This is a genomic window from Synechococcus sp. CBW1107, assembly GCF_015841355.1.
GTDB lineage: Bacteria > Cyanobacteriota > Cyanobacteriia > PCC-6307 > Cyanobiaceae > Regnicoccus_A.
The window spans coordinates 1,474,944-1,494,211 of record NZ_CP064908.1 but is presented as its reverse complement, the minus strand read 5'-3'; the positions used below and the strand labels follow the sequence as shown (position 1 = coordinate 1,494,211).

Genomic DNA, 19,268 nt, shown 5'->3' with positions numbered 1-19,268 from the left:
CCTGAGCCCCCAGGCTCAGCAGACCGAGACGGTGCAGCCGGGTGTGCCCTGCAGCTTGCGGGCAAAGGCGAACGCCTTCTCGGCGGGGATCAGCCGCATCTTCTTGACGGGCTTGCCGCGGCGGCCCAAGAACTCGACCTCACAGGGGGTGGTGCCGAGCTTCTGGACTCCTGGCTGATAGCGGTGAACCACAAGCAGGCGGACTTCGCAGACGGGGCCTTGGGGAGTGGCCATGGCTGGGGTGGAGCGGAGAACACCGACCAGACGCCCTGCAGGCGCAGTGCTGGCCAGGGGCGAGCCCCAGCGAGCCTCGCGTCAGCCCTGGCCAGCGCAAGCCGCAGGGGCAGGCTGCGGAGGGGTTTCGCTTCGCCCGGCCAGCCACGCCCCACGGGCATGGATGCAACTCCGTGCTGAACGCCCACCGCGCCCGAGCAGTGGAGCTGCTCCACCAACCCTGGGATCGAGAGACAGGCAAGGGGGCCGCAGTTGCAGCCCCCAATCCATGGCGCTCAGACCATCTGCAGCTTCTGCACAGACAGTGGCTGGCGCTGCAGCTCGAGCTCACAGCGCTGCATCAGCTCCTGCTGGGCCAAAAGCCGCTCATCCAGCTCATCGACCCGTGCCAGACACTGCCGGATCGCCGGAATCACCTCCTCCTCCAGCAGGGTGATTTCCTCTTCTCCATAGGGCTGCTCGATCCAGGTGCGGCGCAGCGGCAGCCCACGACGACGCAGCAGGATCTCCTCCACCGAGCGCAGCGTGGATTCGAGCAGCAGGAACGGATCCTCTTCTGGCCTGCAGAAAGGAGAAGCGGCAGATGAGAGCGTGGCCATGACGATCGGCGCCAGGTGTGGCGCAGCGACGGGACCGATCCCAGCGGAGGCCCGACTGCAGGACGGGCCTCAGACTGGAGAGGCCCGGAGCAAGCCCTCCTCCCGCTCCCAGGCGTTACCGGTCCATGCGCGTCAGCGCTGCTCCACCCAGCAGAGCCAGCAGCAACTTGAGGGTGGAATCAAAGCCGCCCTGCAGCTGCTCCAACGTGCCGGGGCAGATCTGGCCGATCGGCCTGCCCTCCATCGCCCGCTGGCCGCAGACCCCAGCGGCGAGGGAATAGATCAGCAGCTGGGTGCCGATCACCACCGCCAGGATCTTGAACACAAACCGTTCGCGGTCGAACGGCGGCTTGGGCGGTCGGGGTGCTGGGTTGGCTTGCATCGCCGCTCCTCCGTCGCGATCAGGCCCCAGCCGGTGGCAGCACCAGCCCCGGCGTCACTTTTTTTCCTGGAAGACCCCCACATAGACGGTGCCCTGGCGGTAGAGGGGCAGCACCTTGTCGCGCAGATCGGCGTTGTGCAGGCGTACGCAACCGAGGGTGGGGTGCAGGGGCTGCTGCGGTGCCCAAGCCCCGGGCCAGCCGCAGGCCGAGCCGCCGCCATGGAGCATGATCCCGGCCCGGCCAACGGCCACCTCCTGGTTCTCCAGCTCCTCCATGTCGAAGGAGTACCAGCCGTAGCCCATGGCGGTGTCGGAGCAGGGCGGGTTGGGGTTCTGCTCGTAGTCGGCGTAGAGCTGGCCGAGCTTGTAGAGGCCTGGCGGGGTGTCAGTGCTGTTGTGGCTCCAGTCGGTGTCGGCGCCCTGGCCGCGGGCCAGGCAGGGGATTGTCCAGAGGAAGGCCCCGGTGTGGTCGTAGGCCTCCATGTCCTGGTCCCGGTCATTCACCAGCAGGTAGGTGTCGCCGGGCTGGACCGGGGCAGCCTTCTGGGGGCCGGCCATGCCGACTTCCTCTGAACCGCGGGGATCGAGGCCGCCGCTGGGGACTGCCGGCGCCGGGGGCGCAGCGGGTTTCTGGCTGAAGGTGAGCGCCCAGGGGGCCTGCTCATCGAGGACGGTCTCGCTGCCGGGAAGTGCAGCGATCGCGGCATGCAGGGTCCAGACGCCGGAAACCTGCTGGGGTTCACCGCGGAAGGCTTCAAAGCGGTCCTGGAACCGCTCGGGGGTCATGGGGCTGGCCATGGGCTTGGTGCTGCTGAGCCCTGTTGCCAGTGCCGGCTTGGGGCCGTCGGCTACGGGCAAAACGAGAGCGCCCCAGCCGCAGCCGGGGCCGCCTCTCTCAGAAGGGCAGCTCGCTTTCGGGGAAGGAGCTCACCCGATGAGGATTGAGGAGCTGGCGATCGAAGAGCAGATCGGCGCAGAGGCGCTCCAGCCGCTCAAGAGGAGCCGGGCGGTGGGCCGATGCCTCCTCGCACAGGCACTCCAGGGTGCGGGAGCTCAGGAGCTGGAAGGCGCGGATCCGGGATGCGGAAGCCATGGCAGGCGTAGCGGAGACCCCGAAGCAGGCCGGGCGGGGTCAAGGGGCAGCCCCCTCTGCAATGCGGAGCGCAGCGAAGCCAACGCACCAGTCCGGCTGACTTGCGCAGCCCTTGAGGCCGCCCGGACCATGAGGAGGGCTGCGCGTAGCCGCTCCACCAGGAGCTGGGCCACCACGGTTCTGTCTCCTCGGTGGTTGGGGCGTGGGGACACCTGGCAACAGCTGTTGTTGTCACTGGGGCCAGGCCCCTGGAGCGTGCCCTTGGGCCTGACCTTGATCGAGGCGCAGAAATACGCCCGCCGCGCTGAACAGTTGGCGGTGCTCAAGACCTTCGCGGAAGGGGAGCTGCTGCGCCGCCTGCCCTTCCGCAACCTCGTGGGCGGCTCCCTGAGCTTCCCGGCAGAGACCAAGCTGCCCCGCGTCGGTTTCCGGGCCGTCAACGAGGGCTACCGCCAGAGCTACGGCGTCATCAACTCCGATTCGGAGTTCGTGCACCTGTTCGGGGGAGACCTGGATGTGGACCGCTCGATCGTGGACCTGCAGGGTCCTGAGGCCCGCGCTGCCCAGACCGAGATGAAGGTGCGCTCGATGCGGCTGACGCTTGAGGCGGCGATCATCAACGGCGATGACACCTTCGATCCGCGGGCGTTCAACGGGCTGAGCAAGCGGCTGACACCTGGAGACGACCAGACGATCGACAACGGCGGCAGCACGCTGAACCTGCTGGCGCTGGAGGCGCTCACCGACAGCGTGATCGGCTACGGCGGCGACAAGGTGCTGATCGCCAGCAAGGCGGCCCGCCGCCAGATCAGCACCGCCTCCCGCCAGGCCGGCGGCGACCTCTATGAGGTGATCGACAGCCGGCACTACTTCGAGGGGGTGGAGATCCTGCTGGTGGAAGAGGACGCCGAGGGCAACGCGGTACTCGGCTACGACGAACCGGGGGACACCACCTCGATCTACTGCTGCGTGCTGGGTGATGCGGCGGTCTGCGGCCTGCAGGGGCCGTTCGAGGGTCGCTACGGCATCTCGGTGCGGGACTTCGGCGAGGTGCACGACGCACCGGTGTTCCGCACGCGGGTCGATTGGTACGTCGGCTTTGCCGTCTGCAACCGCAAGGCGGCAGCGCGCCTGTTCAACGTGGCGCCCATGCCGCTGGTGCTGCCCTGAGTCACGCCTCAACCCGGAGGACAGCCCAAACCCATTCATCCCTTTCGCACAGGAGATCCCTGATGACCTCTCAAGCCACCCGGCTGCTCGACGCCCAGACGGTGCTCGTCGGCTGGATCAACCACTCCGCCACCGACTGCTACGAACACACCCGCAGTAGCGGTGATGTCGTCAACCTCGGCACCGATCTCGATGCCGCCAGCTCCGTTGTGCTCGTGGCCTCCCACCCCGGCCACAGCGAGGCCGTGACGGTGACGCTGGAGCTGGCGCCGCTGCTGGCCGATGGCAACGCCGGCAGTTGGATCACCGCCGCGGCCGTCGCCATCCCCGCCGCTGGCGGCAAGGTGGAGGCGATCATCAGCGGCGCCGCCCTGCTGATCAACCCGGCCGACAGCACGCTGATCACCCCGCCCTGCCTGCGGCTGGCGCGGGCGACGGTCTCTCCCGCCACGCCGGTGGGGATGACCGTGGCGCTCACTGCCAACCAGGGGCTGTGAGGTGAGCGCCATGGGCAACCCAATCGACACCCTCAACGTGGCGGCCGGGGCTGAGGCTCTGCCGCTGGAGCTGCTGCAACCCTTTGACAGCAGCAACCCCTCCTCCACGCCTGTTCGCCTCTCGGGCCCGGAGCAACGGCTCAGCGTCACCCCTGATCCAGGTGTGGGCGATGCATCCCTGCTGCCTCCGAGCCAGCTGCTGATCGGCAAGGACGGTGGGACCCGCTCGATCTGGCCGGTGCACCTGGCCGGCTGGCAGGCCCTGGGCTGGCAGTTGCTCAGCCCCGCCAGTGGTGGCGATGAGCCGACCCCGGTTGATGCCGGGGACAACGCGCCGGAACCGGAGCTGGTGGATGCACTCGACCTCGAGCCCGAGCAACCAGAAGTGACGGAGCCCGCGCCGGCACCCGATGAGCCCACTCCTACCGACGACCCGTTGGAGACCACCACCGATGGTGGCGAGGCCCTGCTGGCCTCACAGCCCACCGACTTCCAGGCGATGACCAAGGCCCAGATCGTCGAGTTCTGCTCCACCGTCTACGGCGTGGAGCTCGATGGCAGCCAGACCAAGGCTGAGCTCGTGGAGCAAGCCACGGCGCTGGAAGCCCAGGCCAGCGGCAGCAGCATGCCCACCAGCGACGGCACGGGTGTTGCCAGCAGCGATCCTGCTGATCTCGCGGCCCTGGAGCTGGGGGATGCCCTGCTCTGACGCGGGCCAGCGGTGCCTCAGCCAGCGCATTCCTGGCTGGGGGCTGGCAACAGCTCAGCAGCACTGCCCTGGCGCCGATGGCCACTCCCGATCCGGCTGTGCTGGCCCAGCTGACGGCCCAGTGCCGCAGCAGCAGTCGGCCGCAGGGGGTGATTTTCCTGGGACAGGCCCAGCTGCAGGACGGCGGCACCCCTGAACCACCCCCTTCCGGGGGTGTCAGCGCAGTGCAGGCCCTGGCGCCGCTGCTCAGTGCTGCCGCCGGCGAGGGAGTGGTGGTGATCGCGCTGGACCTGCGCCTGCTCAGCCCCCTGCCTCCCTGATCCCTCGTCTCAACCGCCTTCCCCTTCTGAACTGATCGCCATGGCCACCGCCACCGAGAGCCGCACCACCGGCCGCTCCCTGCCTCAGCCCACCGACCTGCTGCTGGTGCAGCGCGGCAGCACGCCCTATCGGGCCACTGCTGATGAGGTCAAGGCGTTCATGCTCAGCCCAGCCACGGCGGTGGCAATCGGTGCGATCAAGCCCGGCACCAACCTCTCGGTGGATGCCGACGGCACCCTTCATGCCGCCATCCCCGGCGCCCTCACCTACAGGGGCGCGATCGACCCCACCACCACCGAGGCACCGGCTGGGGCTGCCGCGGGGGATGTGTACCTGGTCAGTGCTTCCGGTATTGCCCTCGAGAGCTGGAGCGGCCTCGCTGGCCAGCAGATCGCCCAGGGTGGCCTGCTGCTGTTTGACGGCAGCAACTGGAGCGCCAACGCCGCCCTGGGGCCCGATGGCGCCGGCGTGATCCGCATCCAGGTGGCCGCACCACTGGCCATTGATGAGAGCGATCCAGCCCAACCCCTGCTCAGCGTTGATCCAGCCACCACCGAGAGAGCCGGTGTGTTGCGGCTGGCCAGCGGCGACGACCTCACCGCCGGCACCGAGGGCGCCGCTGTGGATGCTGCCGCCCTCAAAGCGGCGATGGCCACCGCCCAACCGGCCGGGGACTACATGCCGCTGGACCTGAGCACCTTGCCGGCCCTGCCCTGATCGCCGCAGCTGATGACCCTCCAACCAGGCGACCTGCTCGCCATTACCCGCCCCTCTGGGCTCCAGGCCGGCACCTACCAGCTGCAGGCAGCGGCGATGGCAGACCTCCTGAGCCCGCCGCCGGTGCTGGGAATCAGCGGCGTGCTCTGGTCGACCGTGCGCTCGGCGGCGGACAACAGCTGGCAGGCGATCTGCTGGTCGCCGGAACTGCGCCTGTACGCCTGCGTGGCCAACAGCGGCAGCGGCAACCGGGTGATGACCTCCAGCGATGGCATCCGCTGGAGCACCCAACCTGCGGCCGCCGATCAGAACTGGGTGGCCCTCTGCTGGGCCGCCGAGCTGGGGCTGTTTGTCGCCGTCAGCGACAGCGGGACCGGCCAGAGGGTGATGACCTCGCCGGATGGCCGCAGCTGGACCCTTCGCCAGACACCGGCCGACAACAGCTGGACTTCGATCTGCTGGTCGCCCGAGTTGGGCCTGCTGGTGGCCGTCGCCATTTCAGGCACGGGCAATCGGGTGATGACCAGCAGCGATGGCCTCAACTGGACAGCCGGCCCGGCTGCCGCGGATCAGGAGTGGCGCTCTCTCTGCTGGGCGCCGCAACTGGGCCTGTTCGTGGCGGTGAGCAGCACGGGCGGGAGCCAGCGGGTGATGACCTCAGCCAATGGCCGCAACTGGACGCTGCGCACAGCCGCTGCAACCAACAGCTGGACGGCGATCTGCTGGGCGGCAGAGCTGGGTCTGCTGGTGGCGGTGAGCAGCAGCGGCAAGGGGAACCGGGTGATGACCTCCCCGGATGGCCTCAGCTGGAGCAGCCGCAGCTCGGCGGCCAACAACGCCTGGACCTCCCTCTGCTGGTCGCCGCAGCGGGAGCTCTTGGTGGCCGTGGCCAGCAGCGGCACCGGCAACCGGATCATGACCAGCCCCGATGCCATCATCTGGACCGTGCGCAGCTCCCCGGCTGATCTGGGCTGGCGCTCGCTCTGCTGGTCGCCCCAGCACAGGCAGTTCGCGGCGGTGAGCAACAGCGGCACTGGCAACCGGGTGATGGTGAGCCCCTGAGCCATGACCTCCAGCCCCACCCCCCTGCCGGCGATTGGCTCGCGCTGCTGGCGGGATCTGATCAGCCCAGAGACCGGCGCCACGGTGCTCAGCCTTGCAGCCGAGACCCCCGAAGCCGATCCGATGGTGGAGTTGGCCTACGACGAAGGCGGCACCGGCTGGTGGCCGCTCTCCACGCTGGTTGTCGAGCAGGCCTGAGCTAAGGGGCCTCAGCCCGCCCCCACCAGCTGCTGGCTGAGAGCAGCGAGGGCCTTCTTCTGAGCCCGCTGCACCGCCATCGGGCTGATCTGCAGCTGCGCCGCGGCGGCTCGCAGGGAGAGGCCCTCGCAGACCGTGAGCCGCAAGGCCTTGGCCTGAACCGCCGGCAGCTGCTCCACCAGCTGCTCCAGGGCCGGCCCGGCGAGGGAGGCCTCGAGCGACGGGGGCATCGAGGCTGCTGTGGCCGAGCGGCCAGGTGCCCTTTTCGTGCTCCAGGCGGGAGATGCGCACCAGGCGGAAGCGATCGCGGAGGTGGTGCTGCAGGGCCCCGCTGATGCAGCGGCGCAGATCGGGCCCCGCGGGCTCACCTGCTCTGCAGCGGGGAGCGGAGCGGACCAGGGCCTCTCGGGCCACATGGATCAGATCCTCCCGCTCCACCAGCGGGAACAGGTGCCGGGCGGTGGCTGAGGCGATGGCATCGGCCAGCGGCAGGTGCTGCAGCACCAGGGCATTACGGGCACGCAGGACAGCAGCCTGGCGGGCAGGACCCTGTTGGCGGCGGCGGGAGGAAGCGGGGGAAGCCATCAGCAGGACGGCGGAGAACCCCACCCCCACCAGCCGGCCGCAGCGCCGTGGCAAGGACGCCCGACACCGGAGGGCGCCTGGCCCGATCCTTGACGCGGCGCGAGGACTGGTCGCGGGATACGGTGGGTCTGGGCCGGCTCGGTGGCCAATGCATTGTCAGTCCCGACACACCCACACCAACTCAGAGTCAGGCGGCCTTATGCTCCTTCTCGCCCGGGCTGTTTTTCGTGCGGGCCTGCACAGCCGAATGGATGGCGACAGAGGCCGCAGTGGGTAACACCATCGGGCTTGCACCCATCGGCACTTGCAAAACCAGACGACCTGCATCCATGAAGCAGGTGGTGGCTGACTGCTCTGCAAGATCAATGGCGGCCAGGACCAAGGCAGAGGCTATTGCTCTAGGAATTATCAGTAGCACACATCTCGCAAACACCCACAAAGATCATCAATGCAAGGATTTCGCTACTGAGTCAAGATCGGAAAATATTGGTGCTCACTTCAACGGTTCATCGGAGTTAGAGGGCCTCAGCAGGCAGCAGCAAACACAGCTTCGCTCTGCCGATGGCCGGCTCCGCCTTCATCTAGCTAACAAGTGCTCAGCAGAAATCAAAGAAATTGCTATCATCGCCAATATCGCGGTAGTTTTTATATCGAATAAGATCGAGAATAATGTGCCATCGCATCCGAATGACAGAGAAGCAGGATCATCGCGACTTCGCATTGGCCCGCCCACTAGCGGACGCGGGAAGCAGCGCTACAATAGACCGAGATTCCGGCTGGGCCCCCCCGCATGAAGCCAACCGCACTCAGCCTCTTCTCAGGATTAGGAGGCCTGGATATTGGCGTGGAAATGGCCGGCTTTAACATACTTGGAGCTGTTGAGCTAAACCCTCATGCATGCAGGAGCCTACGAATTAACCGGCGGTTTGCAAGACAACAAGAAAAGCTAATCACGCTAATTCGCCAGCATGAAAAAAGCAAAAGCAGGCGACAGGCCAGTCGTCCGCACTGGATTGCTCTTCGCGACAATGTCAATACCGGCAGATACTGCAAAGACACGCTTGTATATGATCGCGATATAGCGAGTTTAGACCGCAAAAATCTCGGCCGTCTAACGAGGGGGAGAGATGTTGACCTTGTGTTCGGAGGACCGCCCTGCCAAAGCTTTTCTATGAGCGGACAACGACAAAGCGTGTATGACAAAAGAGGCATGCTATTCGTTGAGTTTGCTCGCATCGTCAGCATTGTTCGGCCTAGATATGTATTACTGGAAAACGTAAAGGGAATTCTCAGCAGTCGAGCGGACATCTGGAAAACAAAATGTCTCGATTGCGATAATCAGTGGATGCCAGCACTTCTTGCAGAAGATGAAGCAGCCGAGGTTTGCCCAAAATGCAACAGCTCCAGTACGAAGCAATTTATATCAGCTAAGGCACACAAAGGTGGAGCCATGCAGCTGATTGAAAATGAATTTACCTGGCAAGGATATCGATGCAGTTATTCGGTATGGAATTCTGTTTTCTTTGGCGCTGCTCAGCGGCGCGAAAGAATGTTGATGATTTTCTCAAGGCATGATATGCCCTTCATCGCGTCAAGTCACGATACTGAGAAGCAGGAGTTCGTGCAGAACTCGCTGTTTCAGGCGGAACTGCCCAAGTCAAATCCCATAATACCGCTCAAAACACAACCCAAATCACTTCGCGAGGCACTCATTCAATGCAATCAGCATAGCGAAGCTATATCTAGTCCAAAGGCATGTCTGTGGTTGAGAAATGTAGTGAGACCACATGATGAACCGGTTACCTGGACGCTTGATCAACCAGCACCAACGATTGGTGCCCATCAAGCAGCAAAGCTCGCAATAGCTCCCAATGGAGTCCCAGATGCGCAAATCAGGTTGCAACAGTGGCATACACTTGGCAATAGGTTAGGAAAGGGAAATCAGCTAGATGTTACGTATGAATTCCTCAGCGATGAAGCACTTCTTGCATTGCAGACATTCCCGCTTGACTGGGCAGTCAGTGGTACACGGATGGAAAGAGTCTTTCAAATAGGGAACGCTGTTCCGCCAGTACTAGGTAAAGCTGTAGCATCACTAATCGCAGGTTCACCTTGTTTCGTTGATGGAAGCGAAACAATAAAGACTCTGAATCTTGCGAACCTCACTCCGTTAGCCGCCTGATCAGGGAAGTCTTCCAATCAGACCCAATTCCACCAAGCTTTTGAACGACTTCAAATGTGACCGAGGGCTCGGCAACAAACTCTTCGCTTGAGTCGGAATGCTGTTGGTTCAAGATTGATGCAATTACTTGATCATGAGAACAACTGTCCTTCTCGGCTTTCATGGCTATTAATCTCTGAATGCTTTTTTCGATAGGAACTGGCTGCGACCGAAGATCAAAAACATATCTCTCTGGATGTTGAGCCGGAACATAGAAATAGGGTTGTATCTTCATCCCCGCCTTGGGTGAAGTAATAGACATGATCTTATTGCCGCCGTCGTAAACCCAGAGATTAGTAGTGGAGCGCCTGGATACCTTAATGCGCTCTACTGATCTATAACGCGCAACCAGCCGGCTTGGATCTAGCTGCTTGATTGGATATTCGAAGTACATAAAGGATGAAAAGTCTCCAAGATAGAGAAGAATCCCCCATCTGGCTGGCTTCCCCCGAAATGTCTTAGATATAAGATCATTGTATGCATTTACTATCATAAACATATTGTCCTGAGCCGAATCACTAGTAGACCACTCTGGAACCACCCTTGTAAGGGAGGGATGCATAATCCACTTCTTGTCCTCAAGACTCCCGACTCTAATGCACTTCATTTCGACAACGGACCCATCGGAAAGCTCAATGTCGTTGCCAAAAACATTGCTAAAAGACTGGAAGGGTATATTCTTGATCTCGCAATAAATTGAAGTCCAGTGCTCTTCCTCAAGTTTATCAATGCCGCCCAATGAGCTAATCTTGCGAATCAGCAACGGTGACACAAGACTCCTTTCAGTAATGCTGAACGCCTTTAGCGGCTCGTGTATATAAAACATCTAATCCGTCTCCTCACTTATAGAAAGGCAATCGCCTTCAGATGGCTCAATGCGTATAACCATTTGAGGGCGCGCGCGAGATCGCATAGTTTCCCTGCCGATAATCACCCTCCCCCTTACGATTGATTTCGAACGAACCAGCGTTCCTAAAAAGTTCACGTCAAAGCTGTTGGCGTGAAAATGCGACATTATAAAATCACCCGATGACACGTAAAGGTATCCACGGTCAAACTCGGACTGAGTAATTGTCTTTATTATTGGAAATCCCTTGGGGCGAGTTGAGTACCCGCGCAGGCGTGCGATCGATGCTGGACTTTTTTGATCCATCAATCTCGCGTGTTTGAAAAAGTCTAAAGGCGCTGACCATGAGGCGCCATCAGTACAGACGTATTATTGAGGGGGAGGGAGTGCGCCTGTTGGTTTCTGCTGAATGAATAGGATCTGTCGACATATGAGCGCCTAGAATCAATTTATCCAGTATTCATCCAATGCCCACTTGTAAAGGATGTGTTCTAACTCCGCCAATTCTGAAACATACTCAATGTTGCCTATCTGCAGGTAAAAAGTCCCGTCCCCTCGACTCACTATATGCAGTATCTCTTCGACGTTAAGTTCTGCGCTTGGTTGATGAATAAAACCACCATAGCAAAGAAGTTTCTCGTCTTCAGGCTGAGATGGATCTCTGACAACCGTCATTGATTCTTGAAACTGCTCGAAAGACATGGCTCCCACGGCAGGGCCTCCCTTGGGCGTTGGTGTATAATTGTAGGACAATTAACGTGATGTCAATGAAACCCCAAGAGATCGTAAAGGCGCTCCAAGATGGAATGAAGGTATATTGGCAAGCTGAATCGTATCCAGTTATCAGCGATCCGGCAGGGATTAACTTCTATATAAAATCATTGGCAACGGGCCACTGCATTAGGCTATTTCAGTCTGATGGCCAAACTCTAAACGGCAACGAGGATGATTTCTTCGTGAATGGGCGCCTCTTGCCTGCTAGAAGTATTGAGAATCGGGAGGCATAAACGACTCTACTTATCAAACGAATGAACCTTTATGCCATAACTTATCGATCGCAGTCGGAGTCCCTTATGTCAGAAAAGAGCAGCACGAAATCTTAGAACCTATTTGCGGGAAAGCGAGATTTATCAGGCTGACTGTAAATATTATGAGGCTGTCACGAGGCATCTTCCCTGCGGAACCTTTGCAACCGCACCGCCTCCTGGTACTCCGCCTCGATGCCCAGTCCTGAGTCTTCATCGGGTGTCAGCCGCTTCATGCCCACGTGGATCAGGCAGGCGAGGGCCAGATCACTCCAGCTGCCGGGGAGGTTCTTGAGGGTGCGGGCGGTGCCGCGCTCATTGATCTGCAGCCCGCTCTGGCCGACGGCCGCCACCTCGCTGAGCACGGCAATGAAGCACTGCTGGTCCATCCCTTCGAACAGCTGCAGGGCCTGAAGGCAGTAGCTCACGGCGTCCTGCCGCAAACCCTCTGGCTGATCGGCGCGCAGATCGCGGGCGGCGATGCTGCCCCGCAGGTCCTTGGCCTTGTTCGCCAGCTCGCCGTAGGGCTGGGCTTCGATCACCTGCAACAGCAGCCGATCGGCCTCGTCGCGGTGCTCGTCTGGATCGAGCTCCAGCAGCGCCTGGGCCAGGTTGAAGGTGGTGATCAGATCGTCTGGCGCCACCTGCAGGGCCTGGCGGAACCGCGCCACTCCGGCAGCGAAGGCACCGGCGATCACCAGCAGGCTTCCCAGGCTGCGCAGGGCAAAGCTGTTCTGCGGCTCCAGATCGATCGCCGCCTCCAGCGCCTGGCGGGCCTCTGCCTTGTCGCCCAGCCGCATCGCGGCCAGGGCCAGCGCCACCTGGGCATTGGCCTGGGCGTGGGCATCGTCGGCGTTCGCCACCACCGCTCGGCGCAGCAGCAGCCGGGCCTCCTCTGGCTTGCCCTCTTCGCTGGCGAGGACGCCGAGGTTGTAGAGCGCCTCCGGGTGCTCGGGCTGCAGCTGCAGCAGGGTTTCCAGCAGCGGCCGGGCTTCATCGAACCGGCGCTGCTGCAGCAGTGGACCGATGGAGGCCATCGCCGGTGCCTCCGGCGCCGTGGGTTCCCAGGCCACCTCGATGCGTCCAGCAGCGAACACCACCGACAGCTGCCCGCCCATGGAGGCATAGGAGCACTGGAAGTAGTCGGTCACCGCCCGGTGGAAAGCCTCGGTGCCAGGGGTGCGGCTGCCCTCCGGCAGCAGCGAGGCATCAAAGCCGGCCTCTTCGATCGAGAACGCAGTGCCTTCCATCAGGGCGTCTTCCAGACGTACCAGCGGCTCAGGCCCAGCTTCTCGGCCCAGCCATCGACGATCTCCCGATCTGGATCCGCCGTGGCGGGCTCGGCGCGGGTGATGGCGATCAGCTCCTTGGCCAGGGCCTCGAACCCTGCCGCCTGGTACGGAATCGCCAGCGGCGGAACGCCCAACAGCTCAGCGGTCTGGAAGGCCTGGGCCGCATTCATCGCCCGGCTGGCCTTCACGACCGCGGCGGGGCTCATCTTGTCAACCTCCGCATTGAGGCAGGGCACGTTCTGCTGCACCTGGCCCTGCAGCACTGCTGCCTGCAGGCCCCGCAGCTCCGGCATCTGCTCGAACAGCCAGCGATCCGCCCACAGCCCCGGACCCATCGAGCGCAGCTGCAGCATCAGGCCGTCGTAGAAGCGCAGCCCGGCCTTCCGCGCCTGGGCCAGCCCGATGGAGCCCTTGAACATCTTTTCCACCTGGGCCACCACCTTCTCTCTGGCCTCCCGCTTCTCGGTGAGGTTCACCCGCTTCTCGGGCGGCACCTGCACGATGCGAAGCAGCAGGGCGGCCTCAAAGGCCACGTGGTAGCTGCTGGCCTCATCGGCATCGCGGTAGGCGATCAGATGCGCCTGATATCCCTCCGTGGCCGGCCGCACCGTGGCCAGGGTGCTGAGGTCGCTCTGCTGGGCCACCGCCACCGGCAGGCCACTGGCCTCCTCCACCTGCTGCAGCAGACGGTTCACGGCCGGCAGGAGCGCATGGGCAGGCATCGCCGGGCCAGGACAAGCAGGAAGCAGCCCCACGGTATCGAGAGCCGCGGCGCGCTCCTTGCTGGATTCCTCAGCCGAAACCCTTAGCTGGCCCTCGGCTGCCGGGCGGCAGCAGCGGGATCTCGATCTCTGCCCCCTGCTCCACCGGGTAGCCCTCCAGCTCCAGGTGCAGGTCGCTGCACACCAGCGTCAGCGGTGGCTCCAGGTCCTGGGCCTCCATGAACACCAGCACCACGTCCTGCCCTGGCCCGGCGGCATCGGGATGGCGCTTGACGTCCTGCTGGAACCGCAAGGACGTGTACTTCTTGAGGTCGGGCCGGGCCGAGAGCACGTTGGTGCGCAGGAAGCGGGCGTTGCCGTACTCGGTCTGGTTGACGAACGTGTCGTAGGGCTCATCGCCATCGGGCCCGGGCAGGTCGTCCTGGGTGGTGATCCGGATGTCCTTCACGGCAGGGCTGGGCGTGGGCAGTGCACCCAGCATCCGTGATCCAGCCAGGATGGGGAACGCCCTCCAGAGAGCACCGTGAGCGCACCCCTGCAGATCGGCGACACCGTTCGCTTCTCCCGGGCCTTCCTGCAGTCGATGGCGATGGTGAGCGGCCCTGATGCCCCTACCAGCAGCGGACCCTTTGCGCGGGGCACGGTGACCGCCATCGCACCGATCACCCCCAACAGCCCGATGGTGGTGGCGACGGTGAGCTGGGCCGATGGTGCCACCACCCAGGTGAACGTGACCAACCTCGAGGTTCAGCCCGGCACCCCCCCGCTCACGCCTCGACGAGTCGGCTGACGCCTGAATCGATCCGAGCCAGCCAGGCTGAGCTGCCACCGATCGGCACAGGAATAGGAGGGCTACGAACAAGCGGCGTCCCAGCAAGTGGTGTAACTCAGGAGGATCAGCCCCGGCGTAGCCGGGGCTGACGGCTCACCTCCCTCAGATTTCAGCTGTGGCAATGGGTGGGCCGGTCTGTGACCCTGTTCGGAGAACTACCACCAAACCGAACACAGACCATGACCCTCACCCATAGTGGCGCCTCCGAGCTGAGCCAGCTCATGGAGGGCACCACCGCTGGCGCCCTGATCCCAGAGATCGTGCGCCGGGGTTTCCAGGACCTGCTGGAAGCCGAGGTTTCTGCCCTCACGGGCGCTCAACTCCATGAGCGCTGCCCCGATCAGCGCTCCACCCATCGCAACGGCTACCGGGAGCGGCTGCTCACCACCCAGGTGGGCGACCTCAGCCTGGCCATTCCCAGGTTGCGGCAGGGCAGCTTCTTTCCCAGCTGGCTGGAGCCACGCCGCCGGGTGGACAAGGCGCTCTACGCCGTGGTGATGGAGGCCTACACCGGCGGGATCTCCACCCGCAAGGTCGACGCCCTGGTGGAGGCGCTGGGCGGGGCCAGCGGCATCTCCAAATCGGAGGTGAGCCGCATCTGCCAGGGGCTCGATGAGCAGGTGAAAGCCTTTCTGGGCCGGCCGCTTGACCATGCCCGCTTTCCCTACGTCTACCTCGACGCCACCTACCTCCACGGCCGCCTGGGCCGAAATATGCAGGTGGTGTCGCGGGCGGTGGTGGTGGCGATCGGCATCAATGCCCTCGGCTACCGCGAAGTTCTCGGCATTGCCGTGGGCGACAGCGAGGCGGAGGGCTTCTGGCGTCAGTTCCTGGGCTCACTCAAGGAGCGTGGCCTCGACGGCACCCGCCTGGTGATCTCGGATGCCCACCTGGGCCTGACGGCAGCGATCAAGCGGATGTTCCAGGGCAGTAGCTGGCAGAGGTGCCGGGTGCACTTCCTGCGCAACCTGCTGAGCCATGTGCCCAAGGCCGGCCAGGACATGGTGGCCGCTGCCATGAAAGCGGTGTTCGTGATCCAGGCTCCAGATCAGGTGCGCGCCCACTGGCAGCGGGTCACCGAGATGCTGCGCAAGCAGTTCCCCGGCGCCGTGCCCGTGATGGAAGCCGCCCGGGACGACGTGCTGGCCTTCCTGCACTTCCCCCAGGAGCACTGGCGCAAGGTCTGGAGCACCAACCCGCTCGAGCGCCTCAACAAGGAGATCAAACGCCGCACCAACGTGGTCGGCATCTTCCCCAATGATCCAGCGATCGTGCGCCTGGTGGGCAGCCAGCTGCTGGAGCAGCAGGAGGAATGGCAGCTGGAGCGTCGCCGCTTCTTCTCTGAGGCCACCATGGCCAAGATCCCAGAGCCAGAAGAGCCCTTGGAGCTCACCGATGCAGATCCGAACGCCCAGCCGGCTGCAACCATCAGCTGAAGCGCACCAGCTTCTACCTCGATCTACACAGAACACATCGATCGCTGAGTTGCCAATTCAGCGATCAGGGTTCATAATGGATCAATGGAGCTGCGCAATCAGCTTCCAAGCAGTCATCCCCTGACTGCTCCTGTTCACCCTCCGGAGAGGGTCACAGGACCTCCTGAGTTACACCACTCGGAGGGGCGCTACCTACGAACAAGGCGCATGCTCAGGAGCAGGGTGATCAGGCCCCCGCTCGTTTTCTTACCTCCAGGCCAACACACTTATTGTTGGGGTGATGGCTTACTCCCTGGTGCCATGCCTGCGCCCCCTCTGGGCCTTAGAGAACAGGGCTGCGTGCAGCAATCCAGTATCTGCCTGATTCCTGGCTGTGCACTTAGGGCCGCCCGTTGTTGCGGACAATCATGGCAATGAGAAGCGGATCGAGGGGTAACAAGGTTGGAGGAGGCCCCAGAGCAGCACGCATCCTTAGGAACCGGCTCAAAGGACGTAGACCGCGGTTCCCATGGGCTCCAAAGCCAGCTCCCCGCCCTAAAGCGACAATCGTCTGGACCGATTGCTATTCGGATAGATATGGTTATTTCAGGCGCGTTGAAATTATCCGGCCAGCCCCGATCAAGCCATCTAAAAATCGACCAGCCCCAGAAATTCTCTATCTCCACAAGGAAGTAGAAGATTCGTAGTCCTACCAACCCTGCTCGAAAAGTGAATGGATCTTGGGGCGCTCTGCTGCAACCGGTTCAGCAATTCGACCCCATCTCTACTGCCGAAGCCCTCTGTGTCAGAGGCCTTCTGCTTCCGGCGCCCATAGGGTGGAGGGTCGGGCAGCCACCCAGGTGAACGTGACCAACCTCGTGGTTCAGCCAGGCAATCCCCCGCTCACGCCTCGATGAGTCGGCTGACGCCTGAATCGATTCGGGCCAGCCAGGCCGACCTGCCGCCGATCGGCACGGTGATCACCGAGCTGCGCCGCCAGGACCCCTACATCCAGCAGGAGCAGCACCGCTACCGCTCACCGCGGGGCTTCCAGAGCTGGGCCAATCACCTGGCCTATGCCGCCCTGATCGAGGCGGGGCTGGAGGTGATGGATGAACTGAACGATCCGATCGGCTTCTGGGCGGCGACCACCTGCCGCTGGGCTCGGATCGTGGAGACCCCGCCCCGCTTCCTGGCGCCGGAGCTGGCCGAGGCCTTCCGCCGCACACCCTCTCCCCGTCTGGATGAGGACTTCCCGCAGGTGCTGCCTTGCTTCCGGCTGATGCTCCCCGATGGCGCCCTGTTCACGGAAGCCAAGGTGCCGATCCCGGTGGTGATCGTGGCCGACCTGCGGGCGATGGCCGACTGGCTGCCGCCCCAGGCGCAGCGGATCGGTGGCATCAGCTGTGTGGGACTAGCGCTTGATGGCACCAGCTACCTCACCCGCCATTCTTTTGAGCAGATCGGCGAGCGGAACCCCACGGTCGATGACCTCAGTCATCCGGCCTGGCAGTGGGACGAGCAGGCGGTGCAGAGCACCAACCAGCGGATGGAGGGCCTGGCGATCAATGCCCTGCTGGTGCAGCTCTACCAGCCGGAACTGCTCTCCACCGGCCCCGCCGCCAAGGTGCGCAGCGGCAAGGGGTTCGCCGGTGCTGCCGATCCAGAGGGCACGGTGAGCCCGCAGGGTCCGGTGTGGATCGGCAAGGACTTCCGGCTCGATCGCACCCCCAGGGCTGGCGCCAGCAACAGCACCTCAGGGGGGGGCGGCGGTGCCGCCCGGCGGCCCCACTGGCGCCGGGGCCATTGGCACACCGTTCTGCATGGTGAGAAGCGTCAGAGCCGGCGGATGCAGTGGTTCCAGCCGGTGTATGTGGGGCTCAGCTGAGCAGCCGGTGGCCGTTCAGCACCATCATCAGCACGTGGCGCGCCTCCAGGTTGTCGGGTTCACGCTCCAACAGCTGCTCCAGCAGAGGGATGGCCTCCTCATGGCGGCCGTCTTCCAACAGCCAACGCACTTGCATCAGTTCGGTGCCGGGATCGCCCAGGGGGATCCAGCTGATTTCAAACAGTCCCTCGGTGTAGGAGCAGGAGAAGCTGCCCTCCATCCCCTCATACGGCTCCTGATACAGGGCAAACACCGCATCCACAAAGGCCTGGGACTCGATATCGCGGCTGTCCTCCGGCAGCCGCGAGAGATCCACGTCCTCCTCCCGAAACGAGACGGACATGGCAGGCAGTGCTGGAACCGTGGTCTCAGCCATTGAAACGGTGGGGACTCCCCTCAGGTTGCTGCCCCTGCAGATCCTCCCGCAGCTACTGGATCCAGTTGGACTCCTGCACGGCCTGGCGCTCGATCAGCAGATCATCAAAGAGTTGACCCAGGCGGGTCCTTGAAGCCGCCCCGTACCGTGAACAGGCCTTCGCGGCAGCCGTCCCCAGTTACAGCCGCAGAAGAGCCCGACGGTTCCCCGCCGGGCGATGAGCGACTGGGCTCGGGCTTCAGAGCACCTGCACCCAGCCCTGGGCGCCGAGCACCCGCTGCTGATTGGCAGCAAGGATCAAGGCCTCATCGCGGGGCACATAGTGAGGCATCGCTGTGATGTGCCCCTCGCGATCGAGGAAGAGCACCCGCAGGAGCTCACCGGCAGCCCCGAGGAGATGCACCGAGATGATGCGGATCGGGCAGGTGCGGCTGAGAGGAGTGGCGGCCATGGCTGTGCTGGCGAACGACACCGCCGTCAAGCCCCGGCGCAGCCTGCACCGCGCAAGGGGCGCGCAGCGACTCGCGTCAGCCCTTGCGCGGCGCGCAAGCCTGGGCAGGCCGGGTGGCGTGATCGCCAGGCACTCAGCAGTGCCACCCTTCTGCCCCTCCCGCGGAAGTCGTCGGAGCGGCAGGGTGCCCATGTCGGCTCTATCCCTGGAGGCCAGAAGCGGGCTCTATTAGTCGCAGCCGATCACAACAGCTGCAGCGCGAATAGCCGAAGCCCAGCGATTACCTCACAAACAGAAGGGGGGCTCAAGGCGCCAAGCGGGCCCAAGGGCACACCACAGGAGAGCCATGTCAGCATGTGCTGACGTAAATCCTGAGGCTCCAACTTCGCAGATCTCTTGCAGCGCAAGGGGCTCTTGATCTGGAAACCTAAAGAAATCTGGAAGACTGTTTGACGGGGTCGTAGCTTACTAGCCCCCTGTGCATCATGCGGCATCGCAGGAAGCACAGGGGGCTAGTAAAAATCAATGGCTTCCCGGGAATTCTTCACTGACCGTGCTGGTCACTTCGTGGCAGGGCAGTTAATTTGTTCCCATCGGCCGTAACGCCATCTGTGGTGTCTGCGTAGGGGGAG

Annotated in this window: 26 protein-coding genes; 12 read left to right on the top strand and 14 right to left on the bottom strand. The window is 63.3% G+C overall.

From position 1 onward, the window contains the following. Positions 1-15: 15 nt before the first annotated feature. The 5 genes from I1E95_RS07800 to I1E95_RS07780 form a co-directional block, all read right to left on the bottom strand. The gene (locus tag I1E95_RS07800; protein ID WP_197166716.1) at positions 16-234 is read right to left on the bottom strand and encodes a hypothetical protein; all 219 of its coding nucleotides are present in this window, start codon (positions 232-234) and stop codon (positions 16-18) included. Between the two features lie 275 nt (positions 235-509). Beyond that, on the bottom strand, positions 510-833 hold the full coding sequence (locus tag I1E95_RS07795) for a hypothetical protein (RefSeq protein WP_197166714.1): 324 nt from the start codon (positions 831-833) through the stop codon (positions 510-512). Between the two features lie 115 nt (positions 834-948). After that, positions 949-1,215, bottom strand: a complete 267-nt coding sequence (locus tag I1E95_RS07790) for a hypothetical protein (RefSeq protein ID WP_197166712.1) — start codon at positions 1,213-1,215, stop codon at positions 949-951. Positions 1,216-1,269: 54 nt separating this feature from the next. Then, positions 1,270-2,013, bottom strand: a complete 744-nt coding sequence (locus tag I1E95_RS07785) for a L,D-transpeptidase (protein ID WP_197166711.1) — start codon at positions 2,011-2,013, stop codon at positions 1,270-1,272. 97 nt (positions 2,014-2,110) lie between these two features. Next, positions 2,111-2,308, bottom strand: a complete 198-nt coding sequence (locus I1E95_RS07780) for a hypothetical protein (protein WP_197166709.1) — start codon at positions 2,306-2,308, stop codon at positions 2,111-2,113. A 261-nt stretch (positions 2,309-2,569) separates the two neighbouring features. Between I1E95_RS07780 and I1E95_RS07775 the strand changes: the two genes are divergently transcribed. The 7 genes from I1E95_RS07775 (at position 2,570) to I1E95_RS07745 (ending at position 6,982) form a co-directional block, all read left to right on the top strand. Continuing rightward, entirely contained in the window at positions 2,570-3,478 is a 909-nt protein-coding gene (locus tag I1E95_RS07775; RefSeq protein ID WP_370594584.1) for a major capsid protein, read from the top strand. Between the two features lie 62 nt (positions 3,479-3,540). Beyond that, on the top strand, positions 3,541-3,975 hold the full coding sequence (locus I1E95_RS07770) for a hypothetical protein (RefSeq protein WP_197166705.1): 435 nt from the start codon (positions 3,541-3,543) through the stop codon (positions 3,973-3,975). Between the two features lie 10 nt (positions 3,976-3,985). Further along, positions 3,986-4,684 carry a hypothetical protein gene (locus I1E95_RS07765; protein ID WP_197166703.1) on the top strand — a complete coding sequence of 233 codons (699 nt, stop codon included), beginning with the start codon at positions 3,986-3,988 and terminating at the stop codon, positions 4,682-4,684. Between the two features lie 77 nt (positions 4,685-4,761). Beyond that, the gene (locus tag I1E95_RS07760) at positions 4,762-5,004 is read left to right on the top strand and encodes a hypothetical protein (RefSeq protein WP_197166701.1); all 243 of its coding nucleotides are present in this window, start codon (positions 4,762-4,764) and stop codon (positions 5,002-5,004) included. A 40-nt stretch (positions 5,005-5,044) separates the two neighbouring features. Continuing rightward, positions 5,045-5,722, top strand: coding sequence for a hypothetical protein (locus tag I1E95_RS07755; RefSeq protein ID WP_197166699.1), 678 nt, complete (start codon positions 5,045-5,047; stop codon positions 5,720-5,722). Between the two features lie 12 nt (positions 5,723-5,734). Continuing rightward, positions 5,735-6,784 (top strand): hypothetical protein, encoded by a 1,050-nt coding sequence (locus tag I1E95_RS07750; RefSeq protein WP_197166697.1) that lies wholly within the window; start codon positions 5,735-5,737, stop codon positions 6,782-6,784. Positions 6,785-6,787: 3 nt separating this feature from the next. Next, complete coding sequence (locus I1E95_RS07745) at positions 6,788-6,982, top strand: hypothetical protein (protein ID WP_197166696.1); 195 nt, start codon at positions 6,788-6,790, stop codon at positions 6,980-6,982. Positions 6,983-6,993: 11 nt separating this feature from the next. On the opposite strand, the gene I1E95_RS16865 is transcribed toward I1E95_RS07745, so the two are convergent. After that, positions 6,994-7,212 (bottom strand): sigma factor-like helix-turn-helix DNA-binding protein, encoded by a 219-nt coding sequence (locus I1E95_RS16865; protein WP_231594934.1) that lies wholly within the window; start codon positions 7,210-7,212, stop codon positions 6,994-6,996. A 37-nt stretch (positions 7,213-7,249) separates the two neighbouring features. Between I1E95_RS16865 and I1E95_RS16860 the strand changes: the two genes are divergently transcribed. After that, positions 7,250-7,450, top strand: coding sequence for a hypothetical protein (locus I1E95_RS16860; protein WP_231594933.1), 201 nt, complete (start codon positions 7,250-7,252; stop codon positions 7,448-7,450). 304 nt (positions 7,451-7,754) lie between these two features. Here I1E95_RS16860 and I1E95_RS07735 read toward each other — a convergent pair whose 3' ends face one another. Then, positions 7,755-7,949, bottom strand: a complete 195-nt coding sequence (locus I1E95_RS07735; protein WP_197166695.1) for a hypothetical protein — start codon at positions 7,947-7,949, stop codon at positions 7,755-7,757. A gap of 408 nt (positions 7,950-8,357) precedes the next feature. On the opposite strand from I1E95_RS07735, the gene I1E95_RS07730 reads away from it, so the two are divergent. Next, a complete protein-coding gene (locus tag I1E95_RS07730; protein WP_197166694.1) occupies positions 8,358-9,749 on the top strand; it encodes a DNA cytosine methyltransferase in 1,392 nt (463 codons plus the stop codon). Here I1E95_RS07730 and I1E95_RS07725 read toward each other — a convergent pair. The 5 genes from I1E95_RS07725 to I1E95_RS07705 all read right to left on the bottom strand — a co-directional run bounded on the left by I1E95_RS07725 (position 9,730) and on the right by I1E95_RS07705 (position 14,155). After that, positions 9,730-10,614: a hypothetical protein gene (locus tag I1E95_RS07725; protein WP_231594932.1), complete on the bottom strand. Its 885-nt coding sequence runs from the start codon at positions 10,612-10,614 to the stop codon at positions 9,730-9,732. The two genes, I1E95_RS07730 and I1E95_RS07725, sit on opposite strands and share 20 nt — an antisense overlap. 465 nt (positions 10,615-11,079) lie before the next feature. Then, positions 11,080-11,337: a hypothetical protein gene (locus tag I1E95_RS07720; RefSeq protein ID WP_197166692.1), complete on the bottom strand. Its 258-nt coding sequence runs from the start codon at positions 11,335-11,337 to the stop codon at positions 11,080-11,082. Positions 11,338-11,794: 457 nt separating this feature from the next. Further along, entirely contained in the window at positions 11,795-12,910 is a 1,116-nt protein-coding gene (locus I1E95_RS07715; RefSeq protein ID WP_197166691.1) for a tetratricopeptide repeat protein, read from the bottom strand. After that, positions 12,910-13,674: a hypothetical protein gene (locus I1E95_RS07710; protein WP_197166690.1), complete on the bottom strand. Its 765-nt coding sequence runs from the start codon at positions 13,672-13,674 to the stop codon at positions 12,910-12,912. The genes I1E95_RS07715 and I1E95_RS07710 overlap by 1 nt, the downstream gene beginning before the upstream one ends. Positions 13,675-13,744: 70 nt before the next feature. Further along, positions 13,745-14,155 carry a hypothetical protein gene (locus I1E95_RS07705; RefSeq protein WP_197166689.1) on the bottom strand — a complete coding sequence of 137 codons (411 nt, stop codon included), beginning with the start codon at positions 14,153-14,155 and terminating at the stop codon, positions 13,745-13,747. Positions 14,156-14,197: 42 nt separating this feature from the next. Between I1E95_RS07705 and I1E95_RS07700 the strand changes: the two genes are divergently transcribed. From I1E95_RS07700 to I1E95_RS07690, 3 genes are all read left to right on the top strand, one after another. Next, positions 14,198-14,464 carry a hypothetical protein gene (locus I1E95_RS07700; protein ID WP_197166687.1) on the top strand — a complete coding sequence of 89 codons (267 nt, stop codon included), beginning with the start codon at positions 14,198-14,200 and terminating at the stop codon, positions 14,462-14,464. Positions 14,465-14,685: 221 nt separating this feature from the next. Then, the gene (locus tag I1E95_RS07695) at positions 14,686-15,942 is read left to right on the top strand and encodes an IS256 family transposase (RefSeq protein ID WP_197161565.1); all 1,257 of its coding nucleotides are present in this window, start codon (positions 14,686-14,688) and stop codon (positions 15,940-15,942) included. An 892-nt stretch (positions 15,943-16,834) separates the two neighbouring features. Next, positions 16,835-17,809, top strand: coding sequence for a hypothetical protein (locus I1E95_RS07690; RefSeq protein ID WP_197166686.1), 975 nt, complete (start codon positions 16,835-16,837; stop codon positions 17,807-17,809). On the opposite strand, the gene I1E95_RS07685 is transcribed toward I1E95_RS07690, so the two are convergent. Both I1E95_RS07685 and I1E95_RS07675 read right to left on the bottom strand, forming a co-directional pair. Beyond that, complete coding sequence (locus I1E95_RS07685; protein WP_197147803.1) at positions 17,802-18,152, bottom strand: tetratricopeptide repeat protein; 351 nt, start codon at positions 18,150-18,152, stop codon at positions 17,802-17,804. The two genes, I1E95_RS07690 and I1E95_RS07685, sit on opposite strands and share 8 nt — an antisense overlap. 271 nt (positions 18,153-18,423) lie before the next feature. After that, on the bottom strand, positions 18,424-18,636 hold the full coding sequence (locus I1E95_RS07675) for a hypothetical protein (RefSeq protein WP_197166685.1): 213 nt from the start codon (positions 18,634-18,636) through the stop codon (positions 18,424-18,426). Between the last annotated feature and the right edge of the window lie 632 nt (positions 18,637-19,268).